A 15,278-nucleotide genomic window follows, 5' to 3' on the forward strand; every position below is an offset into this window, starting at 1 on the left:
GATGCGCTGGCTGGCAATTTTGCTGGCAGTTCTGATTGGATCGGCGGTGCAGGCCGAAACCTGCACTGTCCGCGTCCATGGCATGGATATCTCCATCGACAGCGACCAGTTTGTCGATGATGACCTCGAAGTCAGTTCGGGCGAGGCGTGGTATCGCGCGCCCGGCAACCTCTTCCGCTCCCTCACCGACCGTGAACCAACATGCACGTCCGACGTCACCCTGACGTTTATGGCGAGCCTGACCGAGACCTATACGCCGAACGGCTACTGCCTCGACTTGGAGGACAGCGACGTCGGTTACCTGCTAGTGCCAGGAGAACGCAATTTTCGGGGAATGTGCGTCAAGACCGTCTGCGAGCGCATCGAAGGCACCGCGGACGAACTTAACGACATCTCTGGCCGCCTGACCCACCTCTTCGGAGAGCCGCCGTCCATAGGCGAAATCGCCCGCGCGGAAACGCTCGGCGCGACGATGGTCATGGGGTCGGAAGCTTTTGCGCAGAGCCAAGCGAACGCGATTGCGTCCAAGGTGATGCTCGCTGCGCTAAATGCGCCTGAATTGGCGACAGCCGGCACCGTTGCGCTGATCGCTGTCAACGGTGCCGCCTTTGCTTGCGGGATTTAAGCCAGACGGCTGATGATCACCGTGACTTCGGGCTTCTTGCCGATCTCGTTATTGCAGACGTTGCGGACGATGCGCGACAGCTCTTTCTCGAGCGCGTCATCATTGAGCAGCGTCTTATCGTCGGCGCGGTTGAGGTACTGCGACAGATCTTCTTCCAGCACATCGACGAGCGGCGCGGACGAACGGCCCAGCTCGGCCAGACCATTCAGTTCGCACCACGGATCACCGAGCGGTTCGTCGTTTTCGTCGATCAGCAGGGTGACAGTCACCTGCCCGTTCAGCGCCATGCGGATACGGTCGCGCACGATGCCGTCCATCGCGCCGATCTGCACCGTACCGTCGAGATAGGTACGGCCCGTTTCGACAAAACCGCAAACGCTCGGCTTATGGCCAGTCAGGTCAATCATCGTGCCGTTGACAGCAACAGTCGACGCATAGCCGTTGGCTTCAGCGATCTTCGCATGTTCACGCAGGTGGCGGTGTTCGCCGTGCATCGGGATGATGATCTCCGGATGGATGATCTCGTGCATCTTTTGCAGGTCAGGACGGTTCGCGTGGCCCGAGACGTGGTAGAGACCGCCGCGATCATCGACAACCTCGACGCCCTTTTCGGACAGGTTGTTCATGATGCGGATGACGCCGCGCTCGTTGCCCGGAATGACCTTCGACGAGAAGAGGAACGTGTCGCCTTCTTTCAGCGACAGGCCGAGGTACTTGCCCTGCGACAGCTGAGCCGATGCCGCACGGCGTTCACCTTGCGAACCGGTGACGATCAGCATGAGGTTTTCCCGCGGGACGTGATGCGCGTCCTCAGGGCTGATGACCGACGGGAAGTCCTCAAGGATGCCCGTTTCAATACCCGCTTCGACCATACGGCGCATGGCGCGGCCCAGCAGACAGATCGAACGACCTGCTTTCTTCGCGGCAATCGCCAGCGTCTTCAGACGTGCGATGTTCGACGCAAAGGTGGTCGCGACCACCATGCCCGGCTGGTCTTTGATGAAGTCGGTCAGCGGACCGGCCAGCTCGGATTCGCTGCGGCCCGGATTGGGCGAAAAGACGTTGGTCGAGTCGCAGACGAGCGCCTTGACGCCATCCTTGGCAATCTCCGCCCACATCTCTTCGTCGAAGGGCTCACCGACGACTGGGGTGTGGTCGATCTTGAAGTCGCCCGAGTGCACGACGCGGCCCGCAGGGGTATCGATGACCAGACCGCCGCTTTCGGGAATCGAGTGGCTGATCGGCGCGATGGAGACCTTGAACGGGCCAAGCTCGGTCACCGCCGGATAGGCACCAACGACGTGGACGATGCCGTCGGGCAGCATCTTTTCGTCCAGTTTGCGGCGCGCGATGTTCGACGTGAAGGTCCGTGCATAGATCGGCGCGCCCAGACGCTCCCACAGCAGGCCGACAGCGCCGACGTGATCTTCGTGCGCGTGGGTGATGAAGATACCCTCGATCCGGTCTTTGCGCTCTTCGAGCCAGGTCATATCGGGGAAAATCAGATCAACACCGGGGGTGCTGTCCATATCGGGGAAGGTCACGCCGAGGTCTACAACGATCAGGCGTTCCTGATCGGGCTTGCCGTAGCCGTAGACGTAGGCGTTCATCCCGATCTCTCCTGCCCCGCCGAGGGGGAGGTAAATCAAGCGTTCACTGCTCATGTGTTATCCTTATTAAACTCATGGATGACCGTCAGACCGTGCATGGTCAGATCATCTTCGATTTCATCAAAAAGCAGATCGGCCTGCTCGAAGAGCCGTGCCAATCCACCCGTTCCGATGATTTTCATCGGCGCATCCCGTTCGGCGCGGATGCGAGCGCAAATCTCTTTGACGAGGCCAACGTAGCCCCAGAAAATACCCGACTGCATACAGCTCACGGTGTTGGTGCCGACCACGCCTTGCGGGCGGCTGATATCGACGTGAGGTAGCGCAGCAGCAGCGCGGTGCAACGCCTCTAGACTAAGGTTCACACCAGGCGCAATGACCCCGCCTACATAAGCGCCGTCATCGGCTACTACATCGAATGTAGTGGCGGTTCCGAAATCTACAACGATCAGGTTGCCACCAAATCGATCATAGGCACCGGCAGAGTTCACGAGGCGGTCCGGACCGACCGTGGTGCCGTCGTCGACGCGGGGCATCACGGGCAGCAGACAGTCGGGTTTGCCCACAACGAGCGGGCGGCAGTTGAAGTAGCGGTCGGCAAGGACACGCAAGTTGAACACGACGCGCGGCACGGTGGACGAGATAATCACCGCGTCGATATTCACGTCGATCTTCTTGTGGCCCATCAACGTCGAGAGCCAGACGAAATACTGGTCCGCAGTCCGCTGGTGCTCGGTCGAGGTGCGCCACGTGGCAATGAACTCCGACCCGTTCCAGATCGAGAAAACAGTGTTGGTGTTGCCGCAATCAATCGTCAGAAGCACGGCGATCCTCCGTTAGAAATAGACGTCCGCAGCCGCGATGACCTTGGGGCCTTTCGCGGTGACAAGGATTAGGTTGCCGTCGTCGTCGATCCCGTCGAACGTGCCGGTAAATTCGTCGTTGGTGGTGCGGGCGGTAATCTGTTCGCCTAGGCGGGCGGCTTGCGCCAGCCAGTCACGGCGAATGCGTTCGAAGCCAAAGTAGAGCAGTTTCTGTTCCTGCGTGGCGTAGGCATTGGCGAGCGTGGCGAGGAACTCTTCGGGCTCGATGGTTTTCTCGATGGCCTCAAACAGGCTGACAGGCGCGAAAGTGGCGCCCTCTGCCGCACGGGGCGTGTGGGCGAGGTTCACACCGATCCCGATCGACAGCCAGCTGATACGGTTCCCTGCCCCGCTGCTTTCCAGCAGGATGCCAGCGACCTTGCCGCCATCCAGCAGCACATCGTTCGGCCACTTGGTCGCAAGCCGCGTGCGGTCGACGTAGAGCGCCAGCGCCTCGAACAGCGCGTTGGCGGCGAGGAACGACCGCAGGGCGGCGTCCATTGGCGTCAGGTCGGGTTTGGAAATCAGCGTTGCGGCAAGGTTACCCGCGGGGTTGTCCCACGCCCTTCCCCTGCGACCGCGGCCAGCGGTCTGACGGAGCGCCATGATCCATGTCGGAACACGGATCGAGGCCGCCCTACGGGCAGCCTCGGCCATTGTGCTGTCGACCTCGTCCAGAACAACGAGGTCGTAGCCTTCGGGCCAGTGCGGCCCAGCATCAAGTTCAGTTGACAAGCGACTGCGCCGCAGCGGCTGCAATGCCTTCGATACCGAAGAGGTTGAACAGACCCAGCAGCATGATCGCTGCCGATGCCATCAGAGCAGCCCAAGCAACCGGCGACATGGTGCCGTCCAGACCGTCCTTTTCTTCACCGAAGTACATGTAGAACACGATGCGCAGGTAGTAGAACGCACCGATGACCGACGCGATGCCGCCCAGAACGGCGAGCCAGACGAGGCCCGACGAAAGCGCAGCGGTGAACACGCCGAACTTGGCGAAGAAGCCGAGGAACGGCGGCACACCGGCAAGGCTGAACATCAGGAACAGCAGAGCCATGGCGCGGAGCGGTTGCTGGCGCGAGTACATCTTCAACATATTGATGTCGGCGACAGGGGTGCCGTCCTTCTCCATCGACAGGATGAACGCGAAGGTACCGATGTTCATGGTGACGTAGATCGCCATGTAGATCAGCATCGACTGGACGCCAACGGCCGTACCGGCAGCGAGGCCCATGAGCGCGAAGCCCATGTGAGCGATCGACGAGTAAGCCATCAGACGCTTGATGTTGCGCTGACCGATCGCTGCAATACCGCCGATGAACATCGACAGGATCGCGACGAGCGACACGATCTGCTGCCAGTCGCCAACGATGCCGCCGAATGCGTCGAAAGCAACACGGGCGAAGAGGCCCATGGCAGCGACCTTCGGTGCGGTTGCGAAGAACGCGGTGACCGGGGTCGGCGAGCCTTCGTAAACGTCCGGGGTCCACATGTGGAACGGAGCGGCCGAAACCTTGAAGGCGAAGGCCGAGAACATGAACACGAGGCCGAACAGCAGGCCGATCGACACTTCGTCGCCGGTTGCAGCAATGATGCCCGAGAACAGCGTGGTGCCGGTGAAGCCGTAGGTCAGCGATGCACCGTACAGCAGCAGACCGGACGACAGGGCGCCAAGCACGAAGTACTTCATACCCGCTTCGGTCGACTTCACGCTGTCACGACGCAGCGAAGCCACGACGTAGAGCGCGAGCGACTGCAGTTCGAGGCCCATATAGAGCGCCATCAGGTCTCCGGCCGAAACCATGACCATCATACCCACGGTCGCGAGAGCGACGAGCACCGGATATTCGAAGCGCAGCAGGCCGCGGCGCGACATGTAATCGCGGCTAATTGCCAGAACCGCAGCAGCCGAGACAAGGATCGTTACCTTGGCGAAGCGTGCGAAGGCATCGTCGTTGAACATGCCGTCGAAAGCGGTCTGATCGCCCGAACCGGAGACGCCGATCCAGAAGGCCAGCACGAGGAAGACAGCAACCGTAGCCCAGTTGACGACCGAGGCGACTTTGTCCTTGCCGGTGTAGACGGCAATGAGCAGCGCGGCCATCGCGTAGAGCGCCAGAAGAATCTCCGGCAGAACGATCTGAAGGTCTTGAGAGATCATTTTCCCTGCTCCTTAGTGCGCGGCTGCCGGCGCGGCGTGGTCGGCTTCGGCGGTTTCATGCATCAGGCCTGCATCGGCCTTTGCGGTTTCAACTTGCTCGACCAGAGCAGCGACGCTCGGGCTGATAATGTTGGTGACGGACGCCGGATAGATACCCAGCAGAAGGGTCATGAAGACCAGCGGTGCGAAGATCAGTTTTTCGCGGCGGGTCATGTCCTTGATCGACTTCAGGCTTTCCTTGATCAGCTCGCCCATGACGACGCGGCGGTAGAGCCACAGCGCATAAGCTGCCGAGAAGATCACGCCGAGCGCAGCAACCGCAGCAACCCAGGTGTTGACCTTGAAGGTACCCATGAGGGTCAGGAATTCACCGACGAAGCCCGAGGTGCCCGGAAGGCCGACGTTTGCCATGGTGAAGAACATGAAGACAAGCGCGTAAGCCGGCATCTTGTTCACGAGACCACCGTAGGCATCGATGTCGCGGGTGTGCATACGGTCGTAGATCACGCCAACGCAGAGGAACAGAGCGCCCGAGATGAAGCCGTGCGACAGCATCTGGAAGATCGCGCCGTCAAGGCCCTGCTGGTTCATCGCGAAGATACCCATGGTCACGTAACCCATGTGGGCAACGGACGAGTAAGCGATCAGCTTCTTCATGTCTTCCTGCACCAGCGCGACCAGCGAGGTGTAGACAATCGCGATTGCCGAGATCCAGAGGACGAAATCCTGCAGCACGTCAGCGCCAACGGGGAACATCGGGAGCGAGAAGCGCAGGAAGCCGTAGCCGCCCATCTTCAGCAGGATCGCAGCAAGGATAACCGAGCCAGCGGTCGGGGCCTGAACGTGGGCGTCCGGCAGCCAGGTGTGGACCGGCCACATCGGCATCTTCACAGCGAAGGATGCGAAGAACGCAAGGAACAGCATGGTCTGGAGACCGCCGGTGACCGAGATGCCCAGAACCGAGATGGTGGTCGATGCGAACTCGAAGTCGAGCAGCGCGGTCGTGCCTTCACCGCAAGCACCGATACATGTGGTGCCGGCCTGAGCGTACATGACGATCATGGCGACCAGCATCAGGATCGAGCCGAGGAAGGTGTAGAGGAAGAACTTGAACGAAGCGTAGATGCGGTTCGCACCACCCCAGATGCCGATGATGAGGAACATCGGGATAAGGCCGGCTTCGAAGAAGACGTAGAAGAGAACGAGGTCCAGTGCCATGAACACGCCGAGCATCAGCGCTTCGAGCACGAGGAACGCGATCATGTATTCCTTGACGCGGTGGGTCACATCCCAAGCCGACCAGATGACCAGCGGCATGAGGAACGTGGTGAGCATCACGAACAGGACCGAGATCCCGTCAACACCCATGCGGTAGTGCAGACCCATCAGCCATTCGTGGTCTTCGACGAACTGGAAGCCAGTGTTCGAGCTGTCGAAGCCGCCAAGGATGAACAGCGACACGAAGAAGGTTGCGAGAGTGGCGATCATCGCCACCCACTTTGCATTCCGGCGGGCGCCTTCGTCGTCACCGCGCAGGAACAGGGCCAGAATGCCTGCTGCCAGCAGCGGAATGAAGGTTACGATCGAGAGAAGGTTTTCCATTAGTGCGATCCCCCGGTGAGCGTCACCCAGGTCAGAATTACTGCGATGCCCAGAACCATCGCGAAGGCGTAAGTGAACACATAGCCGGACTGGGCGCGGCCTGCGAGGCGGGTCAGCCACGGGACAATGCCCAGAGCTACACCGTTAATCCCGCCGTCGATGGTGGCCTCGTCGCCCTTCTTCCAGAGGAAGGCACCGATGCGCTTCGACGGACGAACGAACACAGCGTCATAGAGTTCGTCGAAGTACCATTTGTTAAGCAGGAAGTTGTAAAGCATCGGCTGGTTCGCAGCGAGCTTGCGCGGCAGCGACGTGTCGCGGATGTAGAACAGCCAAGCGACGAACAGACCGATCAGCATGGCGAAGAACGGGCTCGTCTTCACCCAAACCGGCGAGTGGTGCGCTTCGTCGAGAACTTCGTTCGAAGCTTCCGACATGTAGATCGCGCCGAATGCAGCCTCGTGACCGGCATCGCCGTGCGCAGCCTCTTCGCCGTGATCGGCAGCAGCAACCTCTTCGGTGCCGTGCTCTTCGGTGGCGACAGCGCCGTGATCGTCGGCCGCAGCTTCTTCGCCATGACCTTCGGCAGCTGCCACTTCGTGGTGCGGCATGCCGAAGAACTTGGTCATCTTGTCATGATCGCCGAAGAACGGGTTCAGCCAGATCATACCAGCGAAGATCGCACCCAGAGCCAGAACGCCGAGCGGGATGGTCATGACCAGCGGGCTCTCGTGAGCGTGGTCGTGAGCGTGGTGATCGCCGCGCGGCTTCCCGAAGAACGTCATGAAGATCAGACGCCAGGAGTAGAACGAGGTGAACAGAGCCGCGATGACCAGCATCCAGAAGGCGTAGCCGTTACCCGAAGCGTGGGCGCTTTCGATGATCGCGTCCTTCGAGAGGAAACCAGCGAAACCGATGGTGGTGAGCGGGATGCCGACGCCGGTGATGGCGAGGGTACCGATAACCATGGCCCAGAAGGTCAGCGGGATCTTCTTACGCAGACCGCCGTAGTTCCGCATATCCTGTTCGTGGTGCATCGCATGGATGACCGAACCGGCGCCGAGGAACAGCATCGCCTTGAAGAAAGCGTGCGTGAAGAGGTGGAACATCGCCGCGCCGTAAACGCCAGCACCGGCAGCCACGAACATGTAGCCGAGCTGCGAACAGGTCGAGTAAGCGATGACGCGCTTGATGTCGTTCTGAACGAGGCCGACGGTCGCTGCGAAGAACGCGGTGGTCGCACCGAGGTACATGATGAATGATTTGGTTTCCGGTGCGTATTCGAACAGCGGCGACATGCGGCAGACGAGGAAGACGCCCGCGGTCACCATGGTCGCAGCGTGGATCAGGGCCGAAACAGGGGTCGGGCCTTCCATCGCGTCCGGCAGCCAGGTGTGCAGGATGAGCTGCGCCGACTTACCCATGGCACCTACGAAGAGCAGGAAGGCCAGAAGGTTGGCCGCGTTCCAGTCGCGCCAGAGGAAGGTGATCTCGGTGTCGGCGATGGTGCCAACGTTCGCGAAGATGGTGTCGAAGTCGATCGAGCCGGTCAGCATGAACAGACCGAAGATGCCCAGAGCGAAGCCGAAGTCACCGACGCGGTTGACGACGAATGCTTTCATCGCCGCAGCGTTCGCGCTCGGCTTCTTATAGTAGAAGCCGATCAGCAGGTACGATGCGACACCCACGCCTTCCCAACCGAAGAACATCTGGACGAGGTTGTCCGAGGTGACCAGCATGAGCATGGCAAAGGTAAAGAACGACAGGTACGCGAAAAAGCGTGCCTTGTAGTGCTCGTGATGACCCCAGTTCTCGTCGTGGGCCATGTAGCCCATCGAGTAGAGGTGAACGAGCGACGACACGGTGTTGACGACGATCAGCATGATCAGCGTCAGACGGTCGATGCGGATCGCCCACGAAGTCTGGAGGTCGCCGGATTCGATCCAGCGCAGCAGGTTGATATGGTAGGCGTTTCCGTCGAAGCCGAGGAAGAGGATCCAGCTCAGCAGCGCACAGAGAAACAGAATACCGGTCGTAATGATCTGAGCGGTCTTTTCACCGGTCAGTCGCCAGCCGAAGCCGGCGATAAGGGCTCCGACAAGAGGAGCAAGAAGGACAATCTTTTCCATGTCGGATCAGCCTTTCATCACGTTGACGTCTTCAACGTCGATGGTCCCGCGGTTGCGGAAGAAACAAACCAGAATGGCCAGACCGATGGCGGCTTCGGCAGCAGCGACGGTCAGGACGAACAGCGTGAACACCTGGCCGACCAGGTCGTTCAGGTAGGACGAGAACGCGACGAAGTTGATGTTGCAAGCCAGCAGGATCAGTTCGATCGACATCAGCAGGATGATGATATTCTTGCGGTTCAGGAACAGGCCGAAGATCCCGATCACGAACAGGGCCGCAGCCACCGTCAGATAGTGTTCAATTCCGATCATTTGTTCCGTCCCTCGCTTTGCTTGTTCGCGAAATTTGGCATTACAGGCCCTGCCCCGGTTTGATGTCTTTCAGCTCCATGGCCTTTGCGGGGTCACGGTAGAGCTGGGCGAGCACGTCCTGACGCTTCACGTCCTTGCGGTGGCGCAGGGTCAGAACGATGGCGCCGATCATGGCGACCAGCAGGACCAGACCGGCCAGTTGGAAGAGCATCAGGTATTTATCGTAGACCAGCAGGCCCAGTGCGGCGGTGTTGTGGACGTCACCGGCGGGCGCGGCGAGGCGCGTCTCGAACCCGGCGGAGTAATCCCAAGCGCCGTAAGCCATGGCGAGCTGGATGATGATGACCACACCGATCAGCAGAGCGAGCGGCATGTAGCGGGCCATCTCTGCCTTCAGTGCGGCAAAGTCGATGTCGAGCATCATGACCACGAAGAGGAAGAGAACCGCGACGGCGCCGACGTAGACGATCATCAGCAGCATGGCGATGAATTCCGCGCCCAGCAGGACGAAAAGCCCCGCCGACGAGAGGAAGGCGAGGATCAGCCAGAGCACCGAGTGGACGGGGTTACGGCTCAGCACCGTGAACAGCCCGCCCGCGACAGTCGTCAGCGCAAAGGCGTAAAATGCGATATCAGCTACACTCATTCGTCGCGGTCCTTTTTCGTGTCCTCGGCCATCGCTTCATTCGCGAGTGTCATGGCCTTGGTCATTGCGGGGACGCCTCCGAACATCGCGGCTTGTGCGATGGTCTCGGCGATCTCCTGTTTGGTTGCCCCCGCCTCGCGCGCATGGCGGACGGTCAGGCGAATTTGCGATTCTGCTTGAGCGCCCAGAATGGTCAGGCCCATCAGGGTCAGCAGAAGGCGTGTCTTGGCATCCAGACCTTCAGGGTTGAAGGTCTTGCCCATCATCGCTTCCATCATTTCGGAAGGCATGGTGGGCCAGAGCGTCTCGAACCCCTTGGGCATAAACGATTCCAGCGCCGGATTGAGCGACTTGGCCCAGTCCTGCCCCGCCTTCATCATGGCTTCAAAGGGGTTCTTTGAGTCGGTCATCGGTACGGCGCATCCATTTCGAGGTTGCGGGCGATTTCGGCTTCCCAACGTTCGCCGTTCGAAAGCAGCTTCTCTTTGTCGTAGAAGAGCTCTTCGCGGGTCTCTGTCGAGAATTCGAAGTTCGGACCTTCGACAATCGCATCAACAGGGCAGGCTTCCTGACAGAAGCCGCAGTAGATGCACTTGGTCATGTCGATGTCGTAGCGCGTGGTGCGGCGCGAGCCGTCTTCGCGGGGTTCCGCGTCGATGGTGATCGCCTGCGCCGGACAGATCGCTTCGCACAGCTTACACGCAATGCAGCGTTCTTCGCCGTTCGGGTAGCGACGCAGCGCGTGCTCGCCGCGGAAACGCGGGGACAGCGGGCCTTTTTCGTGCGGGTAGTTGATCGTCGCCTTGGGAGCGAAGAAGTACTTCAGACCCAGCTTGAAGCCTTTTGCGAAGTCCGCCAGCAGGAAGTATTTGGCGGCGCGGCCGTAATCGATCTGCGTCATGGATCAGCCTCCGATCGTCCAACGGGCCCAGAAAGCGCCGAGGACTTCGTATTTTGCGAGGAAGGAAACGAGCACCACCCAAGCCAGCGACATCGGCAGGAAGACTTTCCAACCCAGACGCATCAGCTGGTCGTAGCGGTAGCGCGGAGTGATCGCCTTCACCATCGCGAAGATGAAGAAGCAGAACACCATCTTGATAATCATCCACAGGATGCCGTCCGGCAGGAACTCGATCGGGGACAGCCATCCGCCGAGGAACAGCAGCGACACGAGTGCGCACATCAGCACGACTGCGGTCAGTTCGCCAATCATGAACAGCAGGAACGGGGTCGACGAGTATTCCACCTGATAACCGGCAACCAGTTCCGATTCCGCTTCGGGAAGGTCGAACGGCGGACGGTTGGTTTCAGCCAGAGCCGAGATGAAGAAGAGGAACAGCATCGGGAAGTGCGGCAGCCAGTACCACGACAGGATGCCGTAGCCGTCCTGCGCACGAACGATGTCGCCGAAGTTCATCGAACCGGTCGAGATGATCACGCCAACGATGATCAGACCAATCGAGACTTCGTAGGAAATCATCTGTGCTGCCGAACGCAGCGAGCCGAGGAACGGATACTTCGAGTTCGAAGCCCAGCCGCCCATGATGACGCCGTAAACTTCGAGCGACGAGATCGCGAAGACGTAGAGGATGGCGACGTTGATGTCGGCCAGCACCCAACCGTCGTTGAACGGGATAACCGCCCAAGCGATCACGGCCATAACGAACGAAATCAGCGGCGCGAGGAAGAAGACGAACTTGTCTGCGCCGGCCGGTACGACGACCTCTTTAACGATGTACTTCAAAAAGTCCGCAAAGGACTGCAGCAGACCGAACGCGCCAACGATGTTCGGGCCCTTGCGCATCTGGACCGCAGCCCAGACCTTGCGGTCCGCGTACATCAGGAAGGCCAGTGCCACCAGAAGCGGCACGAGGACCAGAAGGCACTGACCGAGAGTCAGCAGCAGGATCCCAAGGTTGGTCGTGGTGAAGAATTCAACCATATTCGTCCCCTTACACCGTCGGTATTTCCGATACGCCACAATCGGCTACCGTAACTTCGGCGTCTATTGTCCTGAGCCCGCGCGGAAGCGCCGGCGAGATAGTGTAGACAGCATCCGCAACCCAGATCCCAAAGTCTTCTTCGACCGTGGTGCGTATGTGCCGCGCAAACCCGTAACCACGGATCAGCGCATATTGTGCAGCGGCGCATTCGGCGTACTTCGTGACGTCCGAAGGCCCGCGAGCGCCCGACATTCTGACCCGGAAATTGACCAGGTCGCCGTCGAGGAGCCGTGTTTCGACCCCTTGGTAGTCCGGGCGAAAGTCGCCTGCCCCACCGATAGCGCTTTGGGATGCTGTGCACCCCGCGAGTAACAGCGATGCGATGACCGCTGCCCGCATTGTCTTATTCAGCCGCAACCTTGGGCTCGGCAGCGCGGGCTTTGGCCTGCGCGGAAAGTTCGGCCATCAGCTGCGATGCGCGTGCAATCGGGTTGGTCAGGTAGAAGTCCTTGACCACGTTGCGGAAGGTCGCATCGCCCAGTTTGCCGGTTTCCAGCGGTGCCCACTCGTTTTCGACGACTTCGTCGATCTGAGCGAGGTGCGGAACGTCGGCAACCAGCTTCTGGCGGAGTTGTGCGAGGCTGTCCCACGGCAGGGTCGCGCCAAGTTCGGCGGACAGTGCACGAAGGATCGCCCAGTTTTCTTTGGCTTCACCCGGAGCGAAGCAAGCGCGGAGCGCGAGCTGCGGACGGCCTTCGGTGTTTACGAACAGGCCGTTTTCTTCGGTGTAGGCGGCAGCCGGCAGGATGATGTCGGCGCGGTGTGCACCGCGGTCGCCATGCGAGCCCTGATAGATGACGGTCGCGCCTTCGCCGACTTCAACTTCGTCAGCGCCGAGGTTGAACACGACTTCCGCACCGTTCAGCGCTGCGTCGAGGCCGCCTTCGGTGACAGCGCCTACGTCCAGCGCGCCAACTGCCGAAGCAGCGGTGTGCAGAACCAGCAGCTTGGAGCCACCGTTCGCAGCCAGCTGCATCGCAGCAGCCAGAACAGCTTCGCCGTCGGCTTCGTTCAGAGCGCCCTGGCCGACGATGATGACACCGTTGCCTGCGTTCTTGCCCGAATCCAGCAGCGACTGGAGCGCCGCACGGTCGTTGCCGAGGTTGTCGTAATCGTAGGTGAAATCACCGCCCTCGCCCACAACAGCCACGTTCGCGCCGCGCAGCCATGCTTTGCGGATACGTGCGTTCAGGACCGGAGCTTCGACGCGCGGGTTGGCGCCGATGATGACGATGTTCTCTGCGGTATCGAGGTCTTCGACAGCAGCGTTACCGACGTAAGCCGAACGGTTGCCAGCAGGCACGCGCGAACGGTTGGTACGGGATTCGACGTTGCCGCCGAGGCCTTCGACCAGAGTCTTGAGGCTGTAGGCTGCTTCGACGTTGACCAGATCACCGATCAGACCGGCGACCTTCTTGCCCTTCATCGCGGCAGCGGTAGCTGCGAGAGCCTCGCCCCACGATGCTTTGCGGAGCTTGCCGTTCTCACGGATATACGGCGTGTCGAGGCGTTGGCGACGCAGACCGTCCCAAACGAAGCGCGACTTGTCCGAAATCCATTCTTCGTTCACGCCGTCGTGGTTGCGCGGCAGGATACGCATGACCTGACGGCCTTTGGTATCGACGCGGATGTTGGAACCCAGAGCGTCCATCACGTCGATGGTTTCGGTCTTGGTCAGTTCCCACGGACGGGCGGTGAAAGCGTAAGGCTTGGAAACCAGCGCACCGACCGGGCAGAGGTCGATGATGTTACCCTGCATATTCGAATCGAGGGTCTGGTTCAGGTAGCTGGTGATCTCTGCATCTTCACCGCGGCCGGTCTGGCCCATCTGCATGATGCCGGCGACTTCGGAGGTGAAGCGGACGCAGCGGGTGCAGCTGATGCAGCGGGTCATGTGGGTTTCGACCAGCGGGCCAAGATCGAGGTCGTCCACAGCGCGCTTCGGTTCGCGGAAACGCGAGAAGTCGACACCGTAGGCCATCGCCTGGTCCTGAAGGTCACATTCACCACCCTGGTCGCAGATCGGGCAATCCAGCGGGTGGTTGATGAGAAGGAATTCCATCACGCCTTCGCGCGCTTTCTTCACCATCGGAGAGTTCGTCTTGACGACCGGCGGCTGGCCTTCCGGTCCAGGACGGAGGTCTTTGACCTGCATGGCGCACGAAGCAGCAGGCTTCGGCGGACCACCTACGACTTCGACGAGACACATGCGGCAGTTGCCCGCGATGGACAGACGCTCGTGGTAGCAGAAGCGCGGGACTTCGATTCCGGCTTCTTCACAAGCCTGAATCAGCGTCATGGCACCCGGTACTTCCAGCTCAATCCCGTCGATGATGATTTTTTTCAAATCGGACATGGCCAGCCTTTTGGTTCTTGTCGCTCCGACGCAATGCCGATCGCGCAATGCACGATTAGGCACTCGGTCGCGGGCGTTCTAACGCGGCTTGCCGCGCTACGCCAGTCGTTACGACACCAAAAGGCGTGGAAAATTCACGGCATATCCGAAAAGAGCGCACCAAATACCCGAGAATATGGCTTGCAACGGCCTTTCGAGCAGATTGCCGCAAATATATGCGACTTTCAGGATGTTACCGATAGACTCGGAAATGATACAAAAAGGCCCGCCGAATGGGCGGGCCTCATATCCGAGTGATTCAGTGGATTAACGAACCCACAGTCGTGTTCGCGGCCATCTCGGCCTCCCCTACCGCGCAGTAGGTCGCATCATTGCCGGACACCGCGCCCTTATCGGCAAGGCGCTGGCGAGCGATGTCTTCGAGGCGGGCTTTCTCGACCTTGTCGTCCACATAGGCGTCGATCTCGTCACCGCTGTAGCCCAGTTCGCGGGCACGGCTCTTGAGGCCGTTGAGGTAGGAATATCCACGGATCAGGCGAACGCTGATGTTGTCGCAATTGTCGGCGATCTCGATTGCCATACCGGCAGCAATCAGGCCCTCGCTGATTTCGGTCACGTCCTTGAGCGGCGTCTGCGCGCCCGACGCCGTTGCGATAGTCGCTGCAAGCAGGGTCGGAAGAATGAGTCTGCGCATGGTCGTCCTTTCGTTGAATGCGGGGCATGAAATGGAGCGAACCCCACCGCTATTCAATATCACCCCGCCAAAACGTGATTGCATTCGCAGAAACGAGCCGCGGCCTGCCTCTGTTTTCCAGAGTGCAGGCCGCTTGGTCCGTGAGTGGACTAGCGCCCGTCGCAAGACGAACCAGACGTCACTACACATCAAGGCATGTGAATACGATAGTGGTTTTCCCCACCTGCGAAAATGCACAGAAACGCAAAAGGCAGCCCGAAGGCTGCCTTACGCTAAG

At 60.1% G+C, this 15,278-nt stretch carries 15 protein-coding genes; 1 reads left to right on the forward strand and 14 read right to left on the reverse strand.

Translation table 11 applies throughout. The annotated features are described in order from the left end of the window. The first annotated feature begins 1 nt into the window (after position 1). On the forward strand, positions 2–625 hold the full coding sequence (locus IF204_RS07840) for a hypothetical protein (RefSeq protein WP_194095963.1): 624 nt from the start codon (positions 2–4) through the stop codon (positions 623–625). Here IF204_RS07840 and IF204_RS07845 read toward each other — a convergent pair. From IF204_RS07845 to IF204_RS07910, 14 genes are all read right to left on the reverse strand, one after another. Continuing rightward, positions 622–2,289 (reverse strand): ribonuclease J, encoded by a 1,668-nt coding sequence (locus tag IF204_RS07845; protein ID WP_194095965.1) that lies wholly within the window; start codon positions 2,287–2,289, stop codon positions 622–624. The genes IF204_RS07840 and IF204_RS07845 overlap by 4 nt on opposite strands. Beyond that, a complete protein-coding gene (locus IF204_RS07850; RefSeq protein ID WP_194095967.1) occupies positions 2,286–3,059 on the reverse strand; it encodes a type III pantothenate kinase in 774 nt (257 codons plus the stop codon). The genes IF204_RS07845 and IF204_RS07850 overlap by 4 nt, the downstream gene beginning before the upstream one ends. A 12-nt stretch (positions 3,060–3,071) precedes the next feature. Then, entirely contained in the window at positions 3,072–3,833 is a 762-nt protein-coding gene (locus IF204_RS07855) for a biotin--[acetyl-CoA-carboxylase] ligase (protein ID WP_194095969.1), read from the reverse strand. After that, complete coding sequence (gene nuoN / locus IF204_RS07860) at positions 3,823–5,259, reverse strand: NADH-quinone oxidoreductase subunit NuoN (RefSeq protein WP_194095971.1); 1,437 nt, start codon at positions 5,257–5,259, stop codon at positions 3,823–3,825. The genes IF204_RS07855 and nuoN overlap by 11 nt, the downstream gene beginning before the upstream one ends. Before the next feature lie 12 nt (positions 5,260–5,271). Next, entirely contained in the window at positions 5,272–6,861 is a 1,590-nt protein-coding gene (locus IF204_RS07865) for an NADH-quinone oxidoreductase subunit M (RefSeq protein ID WP_194095973.1), read from the reverse strand. Further along, the gene (nuoL, locus tag IF204_RS07870; RefSeq protein WP_194095975.1) at positions 6,861–8,990 is read right to left on the reverse strand and encodes an NADH-quinone oxidoreductase subunit L; all 2,130 of its coding nucleotides are present in this window, start codon (positions 8,988–8,990) and stop codon (positions 6,861–6,863) included. Before nuoL ends, IF204_RS07865 begins: the two co-directional genes overlap by 1 nt. 6 nt (positions 8,991–8,996) lie before the next feature. Next, positions 8,997–9,302 (reverse strand): NADH-quinone oxidoreductase subunit NuoK, encoded by a 306-nt coding sequence (nuoK, locus tag IF204_RS07875; RefSeq protein ID WP_167637936.1) that lies wholly within the window; start codon positions 9,300–9,302, stop codon positions 8,997–8,999. A gap of 40 nt (positions 9,303–9,342) precedes the next feature. Beyond that, a complete protein-coding gene (locus tag IF204_RS07880; protein ID WP_194095977.1) occupies positions 9,343–9,948 on the reverse strand; it encodes an NADH-quinone oxidoreductase subunit J in 606 nt (201 codons plus the stop codon). Then, positions 9,945–10,358 (reverse strand): carboxymuconolactone decarboxylase family protein, encoded by a 414-nt coding sequence (locus IF204_RS07885; protein WP_167637934.1) that lies wholly within the window; start codon positions 10,356–10,358, stop codon positions 9,945–9,947. Before IF204_RS07885 ends, IF204_RS07880 begins: the two co-directional genes overlap by 4 nt. Then, on the reverse strand, positions 10,355–10,849 hold the full coding sequence (nuoI, locus tag IF204_RS07890; protein ID WP_194095978.1) for an NADH-quinone oxidoreductase subunit NuoI: 495 nt from the start codon (positions 10,847–10,849) through the stop codon (positions 10,355–10,357). Before nuoI ends, IF204_RS07885 begins: the two co-directional genes overlap by 4 nt. A 3-nt stretch (positions 10,850–10,852) precedes the next feature. Beyond that, complete coding sequence (gene nuoH / locus IF204_RS07895; protein WP_167637932.1) at positions 10,853–11,890, reverse strand: NADH-quinone oxidoreductase subunit NuoH; 1,038 nt, start codon at positions 11,888–11,890, stop codon at positions 10,853–10,855. Positions 11,891–11,900: 10 nt separating this feature from the next. After that, a complete protein-coding gene (locus IF204_RS07900) occupies positions 11,901–12,290 on the reverse strand; it encodes a hypothetical protein (RefSeq protein WP_194095980.1) in 390 nt (129 codons plus the stop codon). Between the two features lie 4 nt (positions 12,291–12,294). After that, the gene (nuoG, locus tag IF204_RS07905; protein WP_194095982.1) at positions 12,295–14,307 is read right to left on the reverse strand and encodes an NADH-quinone oxidoreductase subunit NuoG; all 2,013 of its coding nucleotides are present in this window, start codon (positions 14,305–14,307) and stop codon (positions 12,295–12,297) included. Between the two features lie 298 nt (positions 14,308–14,605). Then, complete coding sequence (locus IF204_RS07910; protein ID WP_194095984.1) at positions 14,606–15,001, reverse strand: DUF5333 domain-containing protein; 396 nt, start codon at positions 14,999–15,001, stop codon at positions 14,606–14,608. Positions 15,002–15,278: the final 277 nt, after the last annotated feature.

Origin of the sequence: Marivivens aquimaris (assembly GCF_015220045.1) — a bacterium.
Lineage (GTDB): Bacteria > Pseudomonadota > Alphaproteobacteria > Rhodobacterales > Rhodobacteraceae > Marivivens > Marivivens aquimaris.